Source organism: Sphingobacterium sp. WOUb80, from assembly GCF_050058145.1.
GTDB lineage: Bacteria > Bacteroidota > Bacteroidia > Sphingobacteriales > Sphingobacteriaceae > Sphingobacterium.
Genome location: NZ_CP165617.1, coordinates 377,733 through 399,999, shown reverse-complemented (window position 1 = coordinate 399,999; position 22,267 = coordinate 377,733). Strand labels below are relative to the sequence as shown.

The window sequence follows — 22,267 nt, the reverse complement described above, 5'->3', positions numbered from 1 at the left end:
CTCTTCTATTTAACCAATTTTTTGTATTTAATACGATGTGGCGTTACATCACCCACACGTTTTTTACGGTTTTCTTCATACTCGGTATAGTTACCTTCGAAGAAATAAACCTGCGAATCGCCTTCAAAAGCAAGGATATGGGTACAAATACGATCCAGAAACCATCTATCGTGGGAAATCACAACGGCACAACCACCAAAGTTTTCCAAACCTTCTTCCAGTGCCCGCAAGGTATTTACATCAATATCATTGGTTGGCTCATCGAGCAAGAGTACATTTGAACCCTCTTTAAGGGTAATGGCCAGGTGAACACGGTTACGTTCTCCACCGGAAAGTACACCTACTTTCTTTTGTTGATCAGCACCGTTAAAATTAAATTTGGAAACGTAAGCTCTTGAGTTCACCGAGCGGTTACCCAATATCATATTGTCGCTACCTCCCGTAATATTTTCCCAAACCGATTTTTCAGGATCGAGGTCATGGTGCATTTGGTCTACATAGCCCAATTTCACTGTTTCTCCGACCTTGAAAGAACCCGTATCCGGTGTTTCCTGCCCTGTGATCAGGCGGAATAAAGTTGTTTTACCCGCACCATTTGGTCCAATGATCCCTACGATACCTGCCGGCGGCAACATGAAACTTAAGTTTTCAAATAAAATGCGATCGCCATATGCTTTGGAAATATTCGTTGCCTCAATGACAGAGTTCCCCAGACGTGGGCCCGGTGGAATAAACAATTCCAATTTCTCTTCGCGTTCTTTCGTTTCCTCGGAAGCTAGTTTTTCATAGTTGTGTAAACGTGCTTTCGATTTGGCGTGACGTGCCTTTGGGGCCATGCGCACCCATTCAAGCTCACGTTCCAAGGTTTTTTGACGTTTAGTCTCCTGTTTTTCTTCCTGTGCCAAGCGTTTTGCTTTTTGATCTAACCAAGAAGAATAATTTCCTTTCCAAGGAATACCTTCGCCGCGATCCAGTTCAAGAATCCATCCGGCTACGTTATCCAAGAAATAACGGTCGTGGGTAACGGCAATGACCGTTCCTTTATATTGTTTCAAATGTTGTTCTAACCAGTCTATCGATTCGGCATCCAAGTGGTTGGTTGGTTCATCTAAGAGTAAGACATCCGGTTCCTGCAACAATAAGCGACATAATGCTACACGTCTGCGCTCACCACCTGACAAATTGACAATCTTCGCATCTGGCTCAGGGCAACGTAAAGCATCCATTGCTCTTTCCAATTTTGAGTCGATTTCCCAAGCGTTGGTGGCATCAATTTTATCTTGAAGTTCACCTTGTCGTGCCAACAATTTGTCCATCTCATCGGCATTTTCGTACACCTCTGGTAGTCCAAATTTTTCGTTGATTTCTTCGTATTCCTGTAAGATCGAAGTAATCTCAGCGACACCTTCCTGTACGACTTCAAGAACAGTCTTTTCAAGATCCAATTGAGGTTCTTGTGCCAAATACCCCACAGAATAACCTGGGGAGAACACCACCTCACCTTGATATGATTTATCCAATCCAGCGATAATTTTTAATAGGGAAGATTTACCGGATCCGTTCAAACCGATTACACCGATCTTAGCACCATAGAAAAAAGATAAATAGATATTTTTTAAAACTTGTTTTTGAGGCGGATAGATTTTGTTGACACCCGCCATCGAAAAAATGATCTTCTCGTCTGACATAAAAATTAAAAAAATTCGAAAACTCTTGTTATATTAACATACAAATGTAATCTTTTATACTGACATTTTGGACGTACAAAGGTCATGGCTTAATTGTTGATGACATTATTTAAAATAATTTTAAGGTTTGAAATGCAGAATTTACTACATTTATATATCCTTAATATAAAACAGAAAGGTATTCAATGGAAGCAAAATTTTCACCGCGCGTAAAGGATGTCATATCGTACAGTAGAGAGGAAGCTTTGAGATTGCGTCACGATTATATTGGAACAGAGCATTTATTGCTCGGATTGATTCGTGAAGGCGATGGAATGGCGATAAAGATCCTTAAAAACATAGGCATTGACACAACAGCACTACGTCAATCTGTGGAGGACGCAGTGAAGGGGGCATCGGTTTCACGCGCTCCTATCGGCAATATGCCATTAACAAAACAGGCTGAAAAAGTTTTGAAGATTACTTATTTGGAGGCTAAAATATTCAAATCGGACATCATCGGAACGGAGCATCTATTATTGGCTATCTTACGAGATGAAGATAATATTGCTTCTCAGATTTTACAACAATACAATGTGACTTACGACATCTTCAAATCTGAAGTTGAGCAAAATAGAACGACGATCAAGGATGAGGCTCCGGGCTCTCCTACTGGCGATGATGATTTTGCTGAAGATGATCAATATATCCAGCCAAAAAAAGTTTCGGATATTAAATCCAAAACTCCGGTACTGGACAACTTTGGCCGTGATTTGACCAAAGCTGCCGAGGAGGGTAAATTGGATCCTATCGTAGGCCGCGAAAAAGAAATTGAGCGTGTATCTCAAATTTTATCCCGACGCAAGAAGAACAATCCTTTGTTGATCGGTGAACCGGGTGTCGGTAAATCAGCGATTGCTGAAGGACTTGCGCTTCGCATTGTTCAACGTAAGGTTTCACGTGTATTATTCAATAAACGTGTCGTCACCCTGGATCTAGCATCTTTGGTAGCGGGTACGAAATACCGTGGTCAATTTGAGGAACGTATGAAAGCGGTCATGAATGAACTGGAGAAATCACCGGATGTCATCTTATTTATCGATGAGATTCACACCATCGTTGGTGCAGGTGGTGCTTCAGGATCATTGGATGCTTCCAATATGTTCAAACCAGCCTTGGCAAGAGGAGAAATACAATGTATCGGTGCAACCACATTGGACGAATATCGTCAATACATTGAAAAAGATGGTGCTTTGGACCGTCGTTTCCAACGTGTAACGATCGAACCGGCTACACATGATGAAACGGTTGAAATATTAAATCGTATTAAAGAGAAATATGAGGATCACCACAATGTCACTTATACTCCCGAAGCGATCGAAGCCTGTGTGTCGTTAACAACACGTTATATTACAGACCGGTTTTTACCAGACAAGGCTATTGATGCTTTGGATGAGGCAGGCTCTCGCGTGCACTTAAACAATATTCATGTACCGCAATCCATTATTGACATTGAGAATAAAATTGAAGAGGTCAAATTGGAGAAAAACAAAGTCGTTCGTAGTCAAAAATACGAAGAGGCTGCTAAATTGCGTGATACAGAGAAAAAATTGATCGAGGAGCTCGAGAAAGAAAAAATCGCTTGGGAAGAAGAGACGAAGTCTAAACGCTATACTGTTTCAGAAGAAAATGTTGCTGAAGTAGTGGCCATGATGACAGGTATTCCAGTACAACGTGTTAGTCAAACAGACAGTCAAAAACTGTTAAATATGGCTGAGTTGATGAAGGGAAGAATCATTGGTCAAGATGACGCTGTAGGTAAATTGGTAAAAGCTATACAACGTACACGTGCGGGTTTGAAGGATCCTAAAAAACCAATCGGGTCGTTTATCTTCTTAGGCCCTACTGGGGTCGGTAAAACAGAGTTGGCTAAGGAATTAGCGCGATTTATGTTTGATACAGAAGATGCGCTGATCCAAATAGACATGAGCGAGTACATGGAGAAATTTGCCGTATCTCGTCTTGTTGGAGCGCCTCCAGGATACGTTGGTTACGAAGAAGGTGGTCAATTGACCGAAAAAGTACGTCGTAAACCGTATGCGGTTGTCTTACTGGATGAAATTGAGAAAGCTCACCCGGATGTGTTTAACCTCATGCTACAGGTATTGGACGAAGGCCAATTGACAGATAGTTTGGGCCGTAAAGTAGATTTCAGAAATACCATAATCATTATGACTTCAAATATTGGTGCACGCCAATTGAAGGAATTTGGTCAGGGTGTTGGTTTCACCACTGCGGCAAAATCACAACAATCTGATGCGCATTCACGTGGAGTTATTGAAACCGCTTTGAAAAGAGCCTTTGCTCCAGAATTTTTGAACCGTATTGATGATGTAATTGTATTCAATTCATTGACAAAAGAGAATATCTTCAAAATCATTGATATTGAGTTGAGATCATTGTTCAAACGTATCGCTGATTTGGGTTATACGATCAATTTGACAGATGAGGCAAAAGATTTCATTGCGGACAAAGGTTATGACAGTAATTTTGGTGCGCGTCCATTAAAACGAGCAATCCAGAAATACCTTGAAGATCCGATTGCAGAAGAAATCCTCAAAGGAAATGTGCAAACTGGTTCAGTTTTGACCGTGAGCATTAATCCTGAAACCAAAGATATTGAGGTTTCTAGCTCAGATTCTAAGTCATCAAAAGATACAGCCGAGAAGTAAGCTTACGCTGTCTTTAAAAATAATTTTAATAAAATGCACCTTTATGGTGCATTTTTTGTTGTAAAGAAAGTTGGCGTTAAACTTTCGCACTATTTTATCGTCCTATAATAAAAAAAATGTCACAAATAACACGAACAATATGAAAAGACTTTTATTAGCAGCATTAATTGGAACCGCAGCCTTGGTTTCATTTTCTTCTTGTAAAAAAGAATACGTTACAAACTATCTACCTGGGGTTACCTATGTGACACCAGTTCCTTCGAGTGGGTGGGAAAGAGACAAAAATAATTCATTTAATTTTGTTCATACATTAAAATTTGATGAATTGGATGCTAAGTATTTCGACTATGGTCATGTAGGAGTAGCAATAACCTTCAACTATGATGCCAGCCAAGGACACGCAACATCATACACAAATATTCCAGCTGAATATATCGGAAACTACAGTTATACTGTGGACTATGAAGTTGGCTATGTAATCATTTATGCATCTTATGTTGGAACTCCTCCTGCTAACGGAACTCCTCCTCCACCTCCAAACATGTATGCAAAAGTAACTTTGACAGATGCCGATAATGGTGGAAACTAAATAAAAAAGGTCTTAGAGTTTTTCTAAGACCTTTTTTCTGAAAGTGTCTGATGTTATTAGCCGGAAAGAACCTTCGGTTCGCTTCTATTGCTGTTGGTGCCTGCGCAATCATGAAGGTTTTAATACCTGACTATTTCGAACTGTTTAAATCTAGGTAATCCGCAATATTTTACCCATTCAGCAATAACTCCGCATGCTCCAGTGCCGCATCCGTTGAATTGGTACCATTGAGCATCTGACCGATCTATTTTACCTTTGCCGATTGATCTACACAAGAACATATTAGTATTATATGCTTTTTAAAAACAGTACAAATTAAATTTACACAACTAAAACAGTATTCTTACAAGACTTTTTATTGCTATATTTCAATCAGCGATAACATATTCTGAGATACATTTAAAAGCCCGAGCAGACCATTTCGAAAACTGTTTCGGAAAAGCTTTTAGCATCTTCTCTATAGCGTTTAAAAGCAGAATATGGTCTGCACCATTTCAACACATTCAGTTGAACAACTTCTTTCTTTAAATATTAGTAAACAAATTGATCCTTTCCATTTTCTTAATAGTCCTTATTATTCTTTAGTAGAATATTAATTTTTTACACTTGCTTTGGGTTTCAATTGACTACAAAATATCAGCTACAATAAATAACAAAAAATTAATAACAGATTTAAAAACAATTAATATTAAGTTACATTATTTGCAGTACTAATCATTAAAAGAAATGGTATTTCAAAAAAACAACATTTAACTTGAAAACAAATATTATTTTGTTCCTCTCTGTTCTTTCTATTTTTGCATATCAGGGATGTAGGAAGGATATCGTCCTCAATAGTCAAGAGGCTAATACTTTTGTGAGCATAACTGAAATAAAAGATAGCTACGAAAAATTAGCTATTGATTCGCGAACACGTGATAGCCTAAGGAGTGGGCTTATAATTAAATATATACCGCAATGGGAAAATGCAAAATACTCCCAAATCAATGACTCCACACAATATACCATTATCCCATTGATTGGGTCAGGACAGCTGAATGAAAAAGAAATTTCTGTACAGGCTGTTAATAATACACCATTTTTGGTCGTTGCTAACGGTGAAAAATTTTATCTTTCACGTTTTTATCCTGATAAAAAAAGCGATGATAATTTCCTGAAAAATGGAAAACTATCTATGATAGATATCCTCAATAAAAATCTTTTCACTTATAGCTACGAGAATGGTAAGAGCACTTACAATGCTCCAAAAGCTTTAAAATCTCCAAAAGGTTCTACCAAGAAAGCGGCCTATGAAGTGCGGTGCAGAGAGGAGGGCACTTGCGTATGGAGTACATATTGCCATGGGGTGGGTTATATATCTACGAGTTTCCCCGGTACTTGTAGTTATCCGACCGACTACACAGAGTGTGATTATTCTGTTTCTTGGTCGCAAGATAGGATGATCTACAACACGGTTTGTGAAAACGTTTGGGTTCCAGATGGCCCTACTGATGGAGGTGGCACTGCTGGAGGCTGGATATCTACTCCAAAACAAATAATATTACAGGAAACTAAAAACACCGACTGCGATGGTGTAACCAGAGCAAACCAAATCACTAGTAATCAATATGTTCGCAACGTAATTAATACTATTAAGGATAAGGATGTTGAATGGGGTGCGGCGATAAAACTCTCGAACCCCAATGACCCCAGCTCTTTAATTATTGGTACACCTTCATCAGATAATAATGTAAGCAGAAAATCTGTGAATCCAACATGGGATGCAAAAGGTGGATATGTAATAGGCTATATCCATAATCATCCAAATGGAGGCGCTCCGAGCCCATCGGATATTTTTAATGCAGCCCTAGATCTTACACAAATGGTAGATCAGCAGAATATCCCCGCAAATCAATTAGAATCATATATTAGAAATTATACTTCCATTATCGTTAGCGGTGGCAATGTTTATACGTTAACGATTGAAAATGCTCAATTATTTGCAATTATGGCTGGAAACTTCAATAAAACACAAAAAGGAGCAAATGAACAATATACTAATTCTATGACAAAATATTTTGTCGCTAATGAAATCAGCGATCCCCCTTCCATAGTTGATAATCAGACTTCAGGTGAATTAGCACTCTTAAAAATGTATGGAAAAATGTTTAATTTAAACAAACAGAAAATAGGTGAAACTAATAAAAACCAAGCAGTCAACCGAGACAGTAAAGGGAAACTAAATAAAACTAATCCATGTACTCCATAAGAAATCTTAATATGAAAACATTTCTAGCTTACGTAGCATCTCTGTTGTTAGCAACAAGTCTCTTTGCTCAACAAAATACAACTGAAAAAATATCAAACAGTCTCATTCGACAAGACAATAGACTTACTGATTTAAAAGAAATAAATATCTTAAACACAAAACTAAAAGAAGGTTTTTATGGAACTACAAATCGAGATTTAGTAGACGATACGATAGATGAAATTGATAATAATAGTTCATATTACAGAATATTGTATTCACTTCCACTAAATGGTGCCGAACCTAACCCAAGAACTAGCTCTCGGAATCTAGCAGAAGGGTTGTTACTCATTTCTTGGCGTGGACAAGCCCAATTTGGCACACCAAAAAGTATAGAAGTAATATCTAAAGGATTTTTCTATCCTTTTTATCAAGTTAATGAAGAAAAGGATCTTGTTACTGAGTACATAAAGAATAATGTATTAGATGGGAGTTTTATATTTAGCAAAAACAGCAATTTAATTAGTTTTGTTATAGTATCAAAAACGAAGGCCGAAACGGTTAGAGGAACAATAACAATTAATTTACCAGAATCTGAACGTTTAACTTTTGCAAAGAGCTTTATTGAAAATACAACTTTTGAACCCACTCAAAGTAGAACACGAACTGGAGGATCAGCTAATACCGAAACAGATACTACTAGAACTGACGGTGGTAGAACTAGGAACTAGCAACTCATTCAAATACTGAATCATAAAAAGGGTGAACTTGATATAAGAGTTACCCCTTTTTTTAAGACTAATCAGAATATTATTGTTATCTTTAAATATACTTACGAAAATAAGCTATCCTTTCAGCAATAACTCCGCATGTTCCAATGCTGCATCTGTGGGATTGGTACCACTGAGCATCTGAGCGATTTCCCTGACTCTACCTTCCTGATCCAAACGAACAATGTTAGATATAGTTCGATTGGCTTTGTCTTCCTTATATACCTTATAATGCGCAGCACCTTTAGCTGCAATTTGGGGCAAATGGGAAATAGCAATAACCTGCATATTCTCAGCTAGACTTTCCATCACCTCCCCCACACGCAACGCTACCTCACCAGAGATCCCGGTATCTATTTCATCAAAAATAATAGTAGGTAATGCAGAAGTTTTAGCAACTAAGGATTTAATGGCCAACATAACACGAGAAAGCTCTCCTCCGGATGCAACCTTATGGATCGATTGTAAAGCCTGTCCTTTATTGGCCGAAAACAAAAACTGAATAGAATCCATCCCTGACTCCCGCATATCACCCTCCTTTAATGGATCCAGATTAATTTGAAGTCGTGCATTGGGCATACCTACATTTGACAAGGTCCCTTGCACATCCTTTGCGATCAGTTCCAGTACCTTTCTCCTGGCTGCTGATAGTTCGTTTGCGTTTTTCTGGGCAATGGCTAGTTTAGTTACAACCTCTTTCTCCAACAGTTCCAATTGCTCATCCGAAGAATTTATGGCAAACAGTTTGGATTCAAGATCGTCACGCAAATGAATCAACTCTTCGACGGAGTCCACATGGTGTTTTTTCTGTAAGGAATACAATAAGCTTAAGCGTTCATTGATATCCAGCAAAGTACCCTCGTCTATTTGCGTATCTTCCTCTAAGGAGCTGAGTTCTGCAGCAACGTCTTTCAACTCAATCCATGTGCTTTTTAGTCGTACAGCCAAATCTGCTGCCTCAGGCAAAAATGAAGCAACCCCTTCTACTTGTGTCATCGCCTCTTTCAACCGGCTTAAAACTGCTGTATCATCGTTTTCCAAAAGATGTGATGCCCCTACCAGCCCACGCTTGATGTCCTCTGCATTTTCCAGCTGCCGTTGCTGTATTTCAAGCTGTACCTGCTCGTCTTCTACCAATCGGGCTGCATCAAGTTCATCAAACTGAAACTGAAAATAATCCTGCTCAATAGCGGCTTTCTTGACCATTTCCTTAAATTCTTCCAGTTCTTTTTTTGCTTTCTTATAAGCGAAGAAACTCTCCCGATAGCTTTGCTTCAGCGCAAAAGCTCCTGCCACGCTATCGACCACAAGAAACTGAAAATCTTCTGTATTAATCTGCAATGTTGCATGTTGCGAATGCACATCAATCAACTGCTCACCTAAAGCTTTGAGGATAGCTAGTGTGACCGGTGAATCATTAATAAATGCGCGGGATTTACCATCGGGAGAGATTTCTCTTCGAATAATGGTATGGTCCGCATAGTCGAGATCATTTTCCTCAAAAAAGCTAAGCAATTGATAAGAACCTACTTTGAATTCCCCTTCAATCACGCATTTCTTGGACGGGTCGAAAAAATGTTTTCCCTCTGCCCTATTTCCTAAGATCAACGATAACGCTCCCATGATAATAGATTTACCGGCACCGGTTTCGCCGGTAATCATATTTAAACCTTTATCAAATTGGATTTCCAATTCGTTGATGAGTGCATAATTTCTAATATGTAAGGTATCTAGCATATTCTTGAAGGTCTAATTACAGTTTAGAGGAAGAACCGTTCCTCAATCGGATCCTATGTTTCATGAACCTTTCTGTAGGTAATTTACCTAAAACTCAGGCGATTTCAATATATTTTATTTAAAAAAACAGCTACTCTGCTTTAATAACATGCCCACTTTTAATATTCTCAGGTACTAAATACTAAAAATAATATCATTTTTCCAAATAAAAAACTACTATTTTTAGTAAATAGATTTTATTTTTGACAAAAGAATGTTCTCATTTAGCACTATTGACATGAATAAATCCCTATTTTTATGGCATGCAAGATTATAGTGCTACGCTTAAAAAATACATGCCTGAAGAAGCTGCGCCGATTATATCCAACTGGATTAATCATACCCGCTGCTTATTTAAGATTTCTCGTTCAAGGAGTACCAAACTAGGAGATTACCGTGCACCGTTTAAAGGAAGCCCACATCGCATCTCCGTCAACCATGATTTGAATTCCTATTCGTTTTTGATTACGACGATCCATGAATTCGCACATTTACAGACCTGGAATAAACATCAGCATCGTGTCAAACCCCATGGTACGGAATGGAAGAGCAATTTTAAAGAGCTTATGGATCCTTTTCTAAAATTGAATATCTTTCCGCTTGATATCAGTAGCGCCATTCATCGCTATATGGAAAACCCCGCTGCTTCAAGCTGTACGGACCTTCATCTGTTTCGAACCTTAAAATCATACGATACCGTCAAAACCAGTGCCCTTACGGTGGAATCCCTGGAAGATGGTCATTTCTTTAAACTAAAAAACGGGCGTTCATTTCAACGTATTGAGAAGATAAGAAAACGCTATAAGTGCATGGAATTGAGTAGCAAACGTATATATCTATTCAATCCAATCGCGGAGGTATTTCTGCTAGAACAATGATTTTTGACAAATACATTCATTATATTTTTATCTTTGCTAACTTAGGAAACAATTAAAGAGAGCTTTTATGTTACACTTACACTCGACTATAGCAATTGTATTATTGCTAGCCCTGGTGATATCGATCGTGATCACCCTATCAAACTATTTAGGCAACAAACCGTACAACCGTAAAATTGCTTTATTGGGTTTCATTGCATCGCATATTCAATTATTGGTGGGATTGATTTTATTCTTTTATTTAAAGTATCCATCGATGATCTCTGGCGCCGTAATGAAAGATCCGACATTACGTTTTAAAATCATCGAACACCCTTTAACCATGATCATTGCTATTGTATTGATCACAATTGGTTACTCTAAAGCTAAAAAGATTGAAAATGCAAAAAAAGCAAACCAAACGGTTGTTATTTTCTATATCATCGGTTTGATTTTGATTCTTGCTCGTATTCCTTGGTCTACTTGGTCACTTTTCGCGTAGTCTGCGATAATCATACAAGAGAAGGCCTCACGATTGTGAGGCCTTTTTTTGTAGCTGATCTAAAAATAGAGATTCCAGATTTTATCCCATAAAAAAAGCCCCAGTAAACTGAGGCTTTCAAATATTTTAGCTGACTTTTAATTAGTCACGGTTTTTTCCAAATCCCAAAATTCCGAAAACGGTTTTGAATGCGATAAGTGCACCTACGATCATGGAGATGTTAGCTATCGCGGAAAACAAAAAAGTTTGTTGGCCCATTGCCGCACATACATCCGGTACAAAACGGATAAATGTACCTATTAAACCTAAAGCGATCGCTACTACCAATGTTTTGTAGTAATGAGTTTGGTTCGCATTATTATCAGTTGTCTTTGGACCTCTTGGTTGTACAGTTTCTGCCATTTCAATTTCGATTTTATTCGATACAAATGTACAAAATAATCTATGTTAGAAAAATAAAAATGAAAAAAGCGGGAACACAGTCATTTCATCCCCTAATGCTTATAAATTAACCCAGTTTATCGCGTTTAAAATTCCCTTAAATAGCCCCATATAAACACTTGAAAGATCTATTCAGCGTCACTTTTACCGACAAAACTATTCAACTCTTTATTTACCTCATCCAGCAACTGTTGCTCTGTCGGTAGATAAAGTTCATATTGACTGGCAACAATCTGTTTTTGGTCTTCAGGAAGGGTAAATTTGACGACCGCATCGTTTTTGCTCGCACAAAGCAAAATGCCAACCGTCGGATGTTCATGCGGAAGCTTTTCCATACGGTCATAATAATTCACGTACATCTGTAGTTGACCGATGTCCTGATGCGTTAATTTATGTGTCTTAATTTCAATAATCACAAAACTTTGCAACAGGCGGTTGTAGAAGACCAGATCAACGAAAAACTCATCGCCCTCGATATGGATACGTTTTTGTCTAGCGACAAATGAGAAGCCATTTCCTAATTCGAGTAAGAACTCTTGAAGATGGGCAATAATGGCGCCCTCAAGGTCCTTTTCATAGTAAGCGCTTTCCCGTTTCAAACCCAAAAATTCCAGTACCATTGGATCTTTGATAATCTCCTTCGCATCCGAAGGCAGCTTTTCCTTTTTTGCTACAGCCAATACACTTTCCTTATCGTTACTAAGAAGCAGGCGTCCGTATAGATTCGTGTTGATCTGCCGCTCAAGCTGTCGGACTGTCCAATTATTTTTTATGGTCTCGGCAATATAAAACTCCCTATGTTCCTCGCTACTAAGACTTAAAAGCAGCTTATATTGGCTCCAACTCAATTGCGTCCACAGTGTAGACACAATTGGAAATGTGCGATAAAACTGACGGTACCAATTTAACTGTCTAGATGAAAAACCACTACCAAACTCAGGTTGTAACTCCGCTGAAAGATACTTTATAATGTATTTCCCATAATCCGCTCTCTCCTTACCTTCCTGCTCCTGTTCAAAAATACGTTGGCCAATATGCCAGTACATCAATGTGCGCTGATGATCGACAGCACGAACCGCATTTTCTTTGGACTGCGCAATAATTGCCTTTATATCGGATACTAAAGTTTGATCGGACAACATAATTGTTTATTTTCTTGGTATTACTTCTGTAAGTGAACAATACAAAGATAGCTAAAAACGATTGTAATACTAAATATTTTAGCAAATAAATTAAAAAAGCTAATTCATTTTAACATGTCTGACTTTAAGTATATAATAGCTCGTTAACGACCATCCGAAGGAAGGCCTAGTCTATTGATTTAAATACTCCAATGCTTTTTCCATTACCTCATCCCTACCTTCGCGAATCCCTTTGATACTCGGTTTGACAATCTCATCAATTTTAACCCCTACACGCTGGGTTTCACGTTGATCGGGATAATATACCCCCAGTCCGGAAAGCATTGTCCGCTGATTGCCTGGTAGATCAATGGAACTGACATTGCCATCAGCACCAGCTGTCTGTGATCCAAAAACCTTGACATTGGCCGCTGCCTGATAAGCCATTACATGATATTCAGCAGAGCTCTGCGTATCTTCATTGACCAGAATAGCCACTTTACCCCGATAACAATCATTGGCATTCTTTCCAACCTGTAGCGGGCTGCTCATAACAAAAGTGCCGGGATATTGAAGACTCGTGCTGGTAAAACGAACAAAATCAGTAGGCTTGGTTAAAAACAAAGGACTAAGCTTGAATACTAAAAAATCGCCGGGATAATTGCGGTCATCAATCACAATACCTTTTACCTTGCTCCAGTTCGCCATATTTTCTGTGATCATCTTACCACGCAGTAAACTATGATTGATATATAGAATATTATTGTCCAACATCTTAAAAGGCACGGTATCTCTTGGAGCAGGTTTAATTTGGCTAGAAGGTACTGCAGCAATATCTACTTTAATCGGCTGGCCATCACGCACTAACTCACAGGGTACAATCTCACTATTGCTTGTCACAAGCTTTCTCGCCAGATCACGGTTGGCGACAGCTTCATTCGGTGTGCTCATATAAGCCCAAAGCGAATCTTTGATTTCTTCGATCTTTTTTTGTTCTTTACTGATAAGCACATCCCCTATCCGCAATTTATCTCCGGATTTCTCAGGATCAAGGATTTTAGTTACAACGGCTTTTCCCTCTATCATTCGGATCTCTATTGGCATACGGTACTTGCCATAATAATTTATCAACCCTTTAGGCATGCTCCAAAGTCCGGTATGTGCATCTTTAACCTGGGATATCATCTTGAGAAGTGAAAGTCCATAAGAACGATCATCCCGACTAAGGATCATTTCGGGCACAGCGGTCTTTAAAACCGCATCCCATTTCGAATCCGTCAGATGTTTATAGGGTGAAAAATATTCGATCATATTCCAAAAACGAAAAAGTGCCAACAGACGAAATCCTGCATCCGCTGAAAATACATTTTCATATTTTTTCTCGTTCTTGAAAAGGACATTACCTGCGCCGCCAGCAAAGCCAAAATAATGGTGTTGATCAAAACTGCTGTAACGAATACGCTTCAGTTTATCTTTAAGATCATCCTTAAATGGAAGCTCATCGATCCAGCTATAATCTATTTCGTGAACGACGTTTTCAAGCGTTGGCTTGGCATAATTGACCGTCGTGCCGAGACTGTCTAGCAGCGCAGCATAGTGTGCCTCGACAGATTTCCTATCTTTTGCCATAATAATAGTATTAATGGACTTAAATAACTGCTGATCCCAATCATATTTTCCTAGCGACACAGCTGGATGTCTATATTTGAGAAAACCCCAGATTCTTCCCAGATCCACTAAGCGTTGATCAATTTCAGGCGTATTATTAAAATCGGAGATCCCTGAACTTGCAGGCTCACTGATTCCTTTCACAAATGGCACAAACATGCCTACTTCTTTGGTAATATCCTTACCATCTACAGTAATAAGCACATCATCAACCCACATCTTACCTTCCCCTGAAAGAAAAAATGCAATGGATATCCCTTCCGTCTGGTTTGTCACCAATTTGGTCTTCAGCTTTATATTTTCCCAGTTTTTTGTCCCGTTAATTTGGCGGTTAGCCATATTATCGAAAAAGATTTCGGGATCTATCCGTAACATCATCGACGCATAAGACCCCGCGATGATGTTCTCGCGCTTAATCATCGCAGACACTTCAATGGAATCGCCCTTTAAATTTGATGGTAACCACATCATAATTCCTCCGAAAGCGCTGTTCTTTTTTATACTTTCAATCCGAAGCGCTCCTTTTGCACTATAATACGTATCGTGATCTATACTACTCTTAAAAACCGTCGTATCACCGACCTTGAACCATGGATTCGTAATCGGTTGATCAAATGAAAAGTTAAAATTTTGTTGACTAAACACAGGAACAGCTATCGTTGTTAAAAAAACAACAAGGAAAATAAATAGGCGATTAGGTTTCATAATTTATTTTTTTTATCAAATTAACCATTTAATGAATTATTAACAAAACATTTTTAACTTTTCGCAACAATCTTTTTCTACTTTTCCTCCGTTATTTTAAAATTTTAGGTTCTTTATAAAAAACATACAGAAAAAGAGATACACGACAATTTACTTTTAATCTATCATAAAGTTTGGCTAACTTCACTGACAAGAATAAAAGCAAATGAAAATAGCTGACAATTATTTATCTGGGTTAAAGAAAGCATACTATGAAAATGGTGGCAAAGAAACCTGGGACCATTTTGAACAGATTAAACATGGTGCAAGCACAACAGATCTTGAGAAACTCAAAGAGATATTTCCAGCAGCTCCTCAGGGACTGATCGATTTACTTGAATATGTCGATGGAACTTATTGGCGGACTTATGCTGATGAAGAAATTGCATTTTTCTTTTTGGGATCTGACTTAAATGAGTATCCTTATTATCTCTTATCATCTAAGGAGATGATCGACAATCAACATATTGCACATGCTTATTATGCCGACTATATTGACCGAAAGTACGATCACGTGGAAATTGATAACAAGATTACTGATCAATCAACGGACTTAAAATGGCTTCATTTTTCCGATTGTATGAATAATGGCGGAACTTCTCAATTATTTGTAGATTTCAGCCCCTCAGGAAAAGGTAAAAAAGGACAAATCGTACGTTTCGTACACGACCCTGATGAGTTTCGTGTCATAGCGGATAGTTTCGATGAGTATCTCGAGCTACTGATCAATACTGGTTTTAATTTTATTGATGAAGAAGATATGTATTAGCACCAAAATATAGACCATGAAAATAGGCTACTCCCTTGATGAGAATGACTATCTAAACCATCAACTTTTTATTGCTTCGAAGTCTGAACGAATTAAAAAAAAGCGGCAACGAAATAAAATTATCATACCCATTTTTTACCTACCGTTCTGCTTGATGTTTGTTCTAAACAAACAATATATATGGGCTTTGTTCTTTATCATCGTACCTCTCCTATGGTTTTTCATCTATCCGATCCGCGAGAGAAAACGTTACATTACTCACTACAGCGCTTTTATTAAAGAACATTGGAATGAAAGATTCGGAAAACTATCAACAGTGGAATTCAGCAATGAATACATTATCGCAACAAACAATAACAGTGTGAGTAAAGTCGCATGCATTGAGATAAAAGAAATATATGAATTACAATCATACATTTATATTAACTTAAAAGATGGTCAGTCTTTGATTATACCCAAAGAAAAAATAGAAAATAAAAATGTACTCATCGGCAGATTGAAAGAATTGGCCGGTTTTCTAAAGATCGGTTATATTATAGATGAAAACTGGGAATGGAAATAGGGTTAAAAAATTACTAAATTATGTGGCACATATTCTCCTCAAGGACCAAGAAAAAACATATTATAAACTTTGAAACAAAGCTTGCCAGATTGCTATTAACTGAACTGCCCAAAGTAACCGACACCTTACTTTTATCTAACGTGTTGCACATTAGTTTTACTTCAAAACCTGAAGGTATCTATGTGGCAAGATCATATTCACCTGACAGCTTTCAATTAATCAACAGAAAATATAACCAACATTTCAATCTCTCTGGCATCACAGTTTACCATAACAAATCAAAAGGCTATCAACCGCTCAAATTATTCTTCCAGTCGAATAGCTTAACAAACATTATTGTCGACTGTCCGAAAAGTTTTCATCGTGACTTTGACTTAAATAAAATCCAGAAAAGCAGCTTAATTATAGAGCCTGTTGAAATAATCAATCCAGATCAAAAAATAGCAGAAAAAGCCTTAAAATCATTATCAAACGAGCAACTTACATTATTGGATTTAGATGGCACCTTTGAAATAGAGCTTGGAGGGAAGTTCTATTACACAATCCTTGATATGGATGACGGGAATTATATTGCCGTAACAAGAGGTGGAAAGATCTATTGGCTCAATCACGATAGTGATGAACGGGCTCAACTCCTTGCTAAAAATCCAAGTGATTTTTTCCTTGTTTATAAAGGTGATAAAGCTGATTTGCAAAATCTATTGGATGGATGATCATGTATACACTATACGCGCTAATTTTTTTGATATGGTTTGGCATCCCAGGCCTATTTATCTATTTAATGTACTGGATCTTAAAAAAGTCTGGCCGTAAAAAGTTGGGAACTATCGTCTCGATTGTTTTAATCTTGCCTTTTCTTATATTCACGCTATACTTGCTATTTGATGATCTCTTGTTCTCTAAATCTGATGCAAGACAATTACTCAGCGAACACCATATCACACTAAACGATGATTTTAAAATTATTTCCAATCAAAGTGGTGGCTTAAGAGATTACACGCATCAATTTGAACTATTTATTTCCGAAAAAGACAAACAATCTTTCATCGATCAACGAACTTGGAGTGACAAAATGGATGAAAGAATAGAAGTTCATAGCTCCGCGGTAGACAGATATGAGGGTGACACGCTACGCGCCAATTATCATGACAATGATTCCTATACCTATTCCATGTATCGCCCAAATGGCAAAGGTATCGCTCCGACATTTATAACTACTTGTGTATCAAAGAGTAAAAATACATTAACATACGAAGAGATCTTAGACTAACCGACCAGAGGATAGACCAAATCTCCTGTCGCTTTGTTTTTAAATATTTGACAAATACAATTTGTTACTTCATACTTCACCGCAAGCAAAATATGAAGCAACAAACTGGTTAACCATTCAACATCTTGACGGCCAGTATATGTTTACATAACCCTCTTTTTCCCTGATGATTGGTAAACCAATTGCAGGTACATTGATGCTTGTCGCCCTGTATAATGACAGTATGTTGCACACCTGATCCATCAACTCTAGCTTCGATATAATCCGTTGTATTCTTAACAAATTGTACACCTGCTGTCGCAACGAGTTTTTTTGCATTTTTTAGCCTTGGGTTCAATGCCAAGATACGTTCCATCTTAAATGGCAATCGTCTATAATAGTGCTGATGACTATGTAGATCATAGCCCAACAACCCGATGGAAGATAATGATGCTGATAGGGTGTCCATCGTGTCAAAATCGACATCATGCTCAATTGAAAGCATTGTTGGATCAAATAACTCATTAGATTTGAGTAGTCCATTGACAGCATGAATCCATTCATCCGGAACGGCCTTAATCATATTTTCCAATACATTACCTTCGCCCGAAAATCCGCGATAACTATCTGGTGACAAGGCAAGAGTTAGTCTCATTTTACCAAAGTCGGCAACAAAAGCCGCACTTTCACCTCCTTTTTCCTGATAAACAAGCAACTTATCTGCGTACGTAAGCAGTCCCTCCAATAAACGTAATCGCTGTATACCACCAATACGTACCGCATCACCTGTGCTTATAGGGGAAAACACAAATCGGTTAGCTCTTTTCGTCAAATAGAATTCCCCTTTTACATTCCCTTTTGGAATGCCTTGAAATAATTGGATAAGCTGAATTTTATTTAATTCAAACTGTAGCTCCATACCCGCCAAATATAATTGGACCGAAGTCAGCCCTTTGATCCAACGCGGTGGCAAAGTCACTTTCTTTTCAGTCACTTTGGCTTTATCAGTACTAATGGCTACCTCATTGCTTCCTACTCCTAACACCATCCTTTCGGTTTTCTTGACAGCATTTAAGGCATTGAGCATCGGTTCGTTGAAATCCACATTGGTTGTACCACTCGTAATAAACTCACCGTCAATAGCATCTTCCAATAAATCCAGGCGTGCATAAACACCATTGCAGGAAGAGAAGCCCTCAAAACGAATCTGATTGGTACCAGCTGAAACGATAGGATCCCGCAAACTCGGAGGTACAGGGCCGAAACTAGACCGCACTACTTTCGACAAAGTCAACAAACATTTGGATGTCAGTAAAGGATCCGTCAAACTCCCCCAAAAGAAACAAGGTACATTGGCGACTTCGGCCAATTCCGACTGGTGTGCCAATACCAATTGCTGTATGCCCGATTGTTGGGTCAGCTGTGAATTTCTTGCATAGCTAATCGCTAAATCTTGCTCTGCCATATTGTTATTTTCTTATTTTTTTCAAAATAGGTTGTAAACCCTTATATATTTCCAGTTTCTCAAAAATCTGTTGAAGATCCTCTGGAAAATGATATTGCTCCTTGTTCATCAAATCGTAATAATATTCGATGATTTTCTTAAAATTGGTCGGCATTTTTTCAGCAATGTTGTAATGCGCAAAAGCCGCATCCAATAGCTGCAATAAGGCATTGTTATGCTTTGAAGATATATCGCGACATTGCTCCAGCACTTCAACACAACGACCTATTGGGCCATAACCATTGCTCAACAGCATTCCCAATTGTTCACCTAATACAGTGATGTCCAATCTATTTTCATTAACTGCAGCCAAAATGACTTCAACAGCCATCGCACGCACCTCTTTCTCTTTATTAAAGAGTGAAGTTGCCAGGTATAGATTGGACTGTTGATCAAAATGGAAAAAGTCGTACAGCATCTCCTGCAGGTAAGCAGCCGAAGATTTTCCGCCAATATCACTCTTACTATTCAGCCCCATTGTTAAAAACATGGAAAGACTTTCCGTATTCTGCGGCATCAAACTATGCATATAGGGGACATCGGCCCTATACAAATAATAAGACAGTAAAGTATTGTTCCCCCGGTTGAAAATATCTTTGTGATACAAAAAGGTCTCGGCTCCCTGTTTGTAAGACGGGAAATGATAGGTCAGCTTATCACCGTTATACACCTGTTCCGATTTTCTAGTCGTGTAGTTATAACCGTTATAATAGGTTGGTTCTATTTTCAATGCTGGACGGAATGGCTGTGCAGCAAAAGGAATATCCGCTAAAGGCTCTTTGGCAAATTCTTCAAAATGGGTATCCTGATGATGCGTGCGAGCGACGGTCGCCCATACACCAATCCAGTTGACCTGATCGGAATCTTTGGAAGACAATAAATTTTTAAGCCAGGATTGCTGCTGAACCTTCATTGGATCCAGCCCTAGGGCATAGCTGATCACATCTTTTACCTGCTGTTCCTTTATTTGTTTTATTAAGGCTTCAATTCCTTCTAGATCTTCACGGACAGTACGGCTTAGGGCTATGGAAAAATCCAACAAATTGATTTTCACTCCTGCTTCCTGATAAGCCAAGATACGCTCAACGAGAATGATCGGTGCGATCCAAAATGGCTTATGTGTCGGCAGACTCAAAAGTGGCAGCTGGATACCATCAATCCGATAACGTTGCAATAGCTCCAATTGGCTTCCCATCAGACTGACCCACTTGGAGTAATTGTGATACCGATCTTTATCTTTATATACTACAGTGGGTTTATAAAACATATTAATGAAGGTCCCTGAGAAATGATTGTACCAGGAAGATTCACGATAGGCTCCTGTCAATTGTTTAATGTAAGGTTCTAACTGTATCTGATAGTCTGAGGGGAAAACGGCTGTCTGTTGCACCCATGCATTCATTAGTATCTCCACCTGAATGGGGTCGGAACCTCCTATTACCTCCCCTACCTTGAAAAATAATTCGTTCCAGGTCTGTGGATATTCGTAGGGTTCGTTTAAACGTCGGACGTCTATGGGCTGATACCCATACTGCTCGACTGTTTCGCCCTGAAGCTCAGCAAGTATCTCTTCCTCCGAATAACCTTCCTCCAATAGCAGGTGCTTGAGATCAGTACCAATAGCCCCCATCATCTGTGGTTTATAAAGCTGCAACTTAGCTGCAAGCTCTTCAGATGGTTCTTTTTGATATTTTAGAATAAACTTCGCTGCTCTTTCTTGTAACTGCAAATCCGGAATCATAAAGATATCGGCCGCTAGCGAAACAAATCGTTCCTGCCATTCGGATTTTTGTTTCAATAGTTTGTCAAACTGTATCAGAAGAGTTTTAAGACTTGCCTTAACATCGCTCCGCATAAAGATCGCTTCTGCCCAATCCAAAAAATCATGTAACTGAAAATCAGTATGCACGAAGAAAGGTTTCAAATATTCTACTGCAAAATTGATCACAGCGCTATGTTCAGCATGCAATAAAGGGAAGAACTGTTGCTGATATTCAATCACAGTATTCTCGGAAATTTTCATCCGCTCAATAAGCTTTCTGAAATAGCTTTTTAGATTATTATTCCAATTTTTGGTTTGAGCTTCGAGCGCTCCAGTGATGATGAGTTCCCGATCAATTTTTCCGTTTTCCAACAGCGTATCAAACACCTTATCCCATAGCAGTTCATTGACTGCATTCTGATAGTTATAATCCCAATACCTGCTGTGAATGCCCGTTTCATATTCAAATACCAAAGGAATATCACGTTGTACTGTCAATTCATCTGTTGTAAGAAGATCAAAAAACCTCTTTGACTCATAATTATTAAAACCAGAAATTGAACTTGCATAAAGCTCCGGTTCAAAATCAACATGTCCCATTTGTTCCAAAAAACGGAGATTGTCATAATTTATCTGTTGCCACTCATTTTTACGAACTAACTGTAATAAATATCCGCCCAGCCAATTGGGCTTGGCATAGGCAAGGATCTGTATCACATCCTTGCTCCGGGCCTGGTTCAAAAGTTCATAAAAAATATCCCAGCTACCGGCATCAGAACCCGAAAATGTTGCAAGAGCAAGTAATTTTACTGTACGCTGTTGCTCCTTGGTACCCCGCGTTCCCCAATTGTACTGTGCCTTACTTTTAAATTCAGGATCCTTAGAAAGGTCGCTATAATCGACCCAATATCGCTTGGCTGCACGAATTTCTTTTTTTAAAATTTCTAGGTTACCACTGGAATATTCCTCCAGAAAAGGGATGATATCTTCTGTCCTTGCCTCTTTGATAAGCAACTTCAGTGCTGCTACCGCTTCTTCTTTTCGCTGGCTAGCAGCCGTTGGTTGCCGAACAGCCGAACTTTTCTCCTTGCTATCAGCGCCTACGGTACCATCTTCAGAATAGCCTTTTTTAGTCTTCTCTGCTATTAATTTTTCTGCATCTTTTAAACAGGCTTCTTCTGAATCAAAGGTCTTACTCTTACTTTGGCCGGCGGTTCCATTTCGACCATAGGTAACTGTATGGGTAGAACCCGCTGTTTGTATTTCCCAAAATTTATCCGATGTACCGTCTATGTATTTTAAGTGCTTAAACATTCTATCTAACTGT

At 38.5% G+C, this 22,267-nt stretch carries 17 protein-coding genes; 10 read left to right on the top strand and 7 right to left on the bottom strand.

All coding sequences use genetic code 11. From position 1 onward, the window contains the following. Positions 1–5: 5 nt before the first annotated feature. Positions 6–1,688 (bottom strand): energy-dependent translational throttle protein EttA, encoded by a 1,683-nt coding sequence (gene ettA / locus AB1Z56_RS01540; protein ID WP_426790896.1) that lies wholly within the window; start codon positions 1,686–1,688, stop codon positions 6–8. 185 nt (positions 1,689–1,873) lie between these two features. On the opposite strand from ettA, the gene AB1Z56_RS01535 reads away from it, so the two are divergent. The 4 genes from AB1Z56_RS01535 (at position 1,874) to AB1Z56_RS01520 (ending at position 7,946) form a co-directional block, all read left to right on the top strand. Beyond that, positions 1,874–4,399: an ATP-dependent Clp protease ATP-binding subunit gene (locus AB1Z56_RS01535; RefSeq protein ID WP_075991716.1), complete on the top strand. Its 2,526-nt coding sequence runs from the start codon at positions 1,874–1,876 to the stop codon at positions 4,397–4,399. A 139-nt stretch (positions 4,400–4,538) separates the two neighbouring features. Further along, positions 4,539–4,988, top strand: a complete 450-nt coding sequence (locus AB1Z56_RS01530; protein ID WP_426790895.1) for a hypothetical protein — start codon at positions 4,539–4,541, stop codon at positions 4,986–4,988. Between the two features lie 754 nt (positions 4,989–5,742). After that, the gene (locus AB1Z56_RS01525) at positions 5,743–7,236 is read left to right on the top strand and encodes a hypothetical protein (protein WP_426790894.1); all 1,494 of its coding nucleotides are present in this window, start codon (positions 5,743–5,745) and stop codon (positions 7,234–7,236) included. A gap of 11 nt (positions 7,237–7,247) precedes the next feature. After that, positions 7,248–7,946 carry a hypothetical protein gene (locus AB1Z56_RS01520; RefSeq protein ID WP_426790893.1) on the top strand — a complete coding sequence of 233 codons (699 nt, stop codon included), beginning with the start codon at positions 7,248–7,250 and terminating at the stop codon, positions 7,944–7,946. A gap of 114 nt (positions 7,947–8,060) precedes the next feature. Here the strand turns inward: AB1Z56_RS01520 and recN are convergent, their stop codons facing one another. Next, positions 8,061–9,722 (bottom strand): DNA repair protein RecN, encoded by a 1,662-nt coding sequence (recN, locus tag AB1Z56_RS01515; RefSeq protein ID WP_426790892.1) that lies wholly within the window; start codon positions 9,720–9,722, stop codon positions 8,061–8,063. Between the two features lie 302 nt (positions 9,723–10,024). Between recN and AB1Z56_RS01510 the strand changes: the two genes are divergently transcribed. Next, complete coding sequence (locus AB1Z56_RS01510; protein WP_426790891.1) at positions 10,025–10,639, top strand: sprT domain-containing protein; 615 nt, start codon at positions 10,025–10,027, stop codon at positions 10,637–10,639. A gap of 67 nt (positions 10,640–10,706) precedes the next feature. Then, positions 10,707–11,120: a hypothetical protein gene (locus AB1Z56_RS01505; RefSeq protein ID WP_112374214.1), complete on the top strand. Its 414-nt coding sequence runs from the start codon at positions 10,707–10,709 to the stop codon at positions 11,118–11,120. A 141-nt stretch (positions 11,121–11,261) separates the two neighbouring features. Here the strand turns inward: AB1Z56_RS01505 and AB1Z56_RS01500 are convergent, their stop codons facing one another. The 3 genes from AB1Z56_RS01500 to AB1Z56_RS01490 form a co-directional block, all read right to left on the bottom strand. Beyond that, positions 11,262–11,522, bottom strand: a complete 261-nt coding sequence (locus tag AB1Z56_RS01500) for a hypothetical protein (RefSeq protein WP_075991712.1) — start codon at positions 11,520–11,522, stop codon at positions 11,262–11,264. A 167-nt stretch (positions 11,523–11,689) separates the two neighbouring features. After that, the gene (locus AB1Z56_RS01495; protein ID WP_426790890.1) at positions 11,690–12,703 is read right to left on the bottom strand and encodes a PDDEXK nuclease domain-containing protein; all 1,014 of its coding nucleotides are present in this window, start codon (positions 12,701–12,703) and stop codon (positions 11,690–11,692) included. A gap of 171 nt (positions 12,704–12,874) precedes the next feature. Continuing rightward, positions 12,875–15,055: a S41 family peptidase gene (locus AB1Z56_RS01490; RefSeq protein ID WP_426790889.1), complete on the bottom strand. Its 2,181-nt coding sequence runs from the start codon at positions 15,053–15,055 to the stop codon at positions 12,875–12,877. A gap of 205 nt (positions 15,056–15,260) precedes the next feature. Between AB1Z56_RS01490 and AB1Z56_RS01485 the strand changes: the two genes are divergently transcribed. The 4 genes from AB1Z56_RS01485 to AB1Z56_RS01470 all read left to right on the top strand — a co-directional run bounded on the left by AB1Z56_RS01485 (position 15,261) and on the right by AB1Z56_RS01470 (position 17,695). After that, positions 15,261–15,863: an SMI1/KNR4 family protein gene (locus AB1Z56_RS01485; RefSeq protein WP_309365107.1), complete on the top strand. Its 603-nt coding sequence runs from the start codon at positions 15,261–15,263 to the stop codon at positions 15,861–15,863. A gap of 16 nt (positions 15,864–15,879) precedes the next feature. Then, positions 15,880–16,425, top strand: a complete 546-nt coding sequence (locus AB1Z56_RS01480; RefSeq protein WP_426790888.1) for a YcxB family protein — start codon at positions 15,880–15,882, stop codon at positions 16,423–16,425. A gap of 20 nt (positions 16,426–16,445) precedes the next feature. Next, a complete protein-coding gene (locus AB1Z56_RS01475; RefSeq protein ID WP_426790887.1) occupies positions 16,446–17,138 on the top strand; it encodes a hypothetical protein in 693 nt (230 codons plus the stop codon). 68 nt (positions 17,139–17,206) lie between these two features. Continuing rightward, the gene (locus AB1Z56_RS01470; protein WP_426790886.1) at positions 17,207–17,695 is read left to right on the top strand and encodes a hypothetical protein; all 489 of its coding nucleotides are present in this window, start codon (positions 17,207–17,209) and stop codon (positions 17,693–17,695) included. 109 nt (positions 17,696–17,804) lie between these two features. On the opposite strand, the gene AB1Z56_RS01465 is transcribed toward AB1Z56_RS01470, so the two are convergent. Then, the gene (locus tag AB1Z56_RS01465) at positions 17,805–19,139 is read right to left on the bottom strand and encodes an SWIM zinc finger family protein (RefSeq protein WP_426790885.1); all 1,335 of its coding nucleotides are present in this window, start codon (positions 19,137–19,139) and stop codon (positions 17,805–17,807) included. Between the two features lie 4 nt (positions 19,140–19,143). After that, entirely contained in the window at positions 19,144–22,254 is a 3,111-nt protein-coding gene (locus tag AB1Z56_RS01460) for a DUF6493 family protein (RefSeq protein WP_426790884.1), read from the bottom strand. Positions 22,255–22,267: the final 13 nt, after the last annotated feature.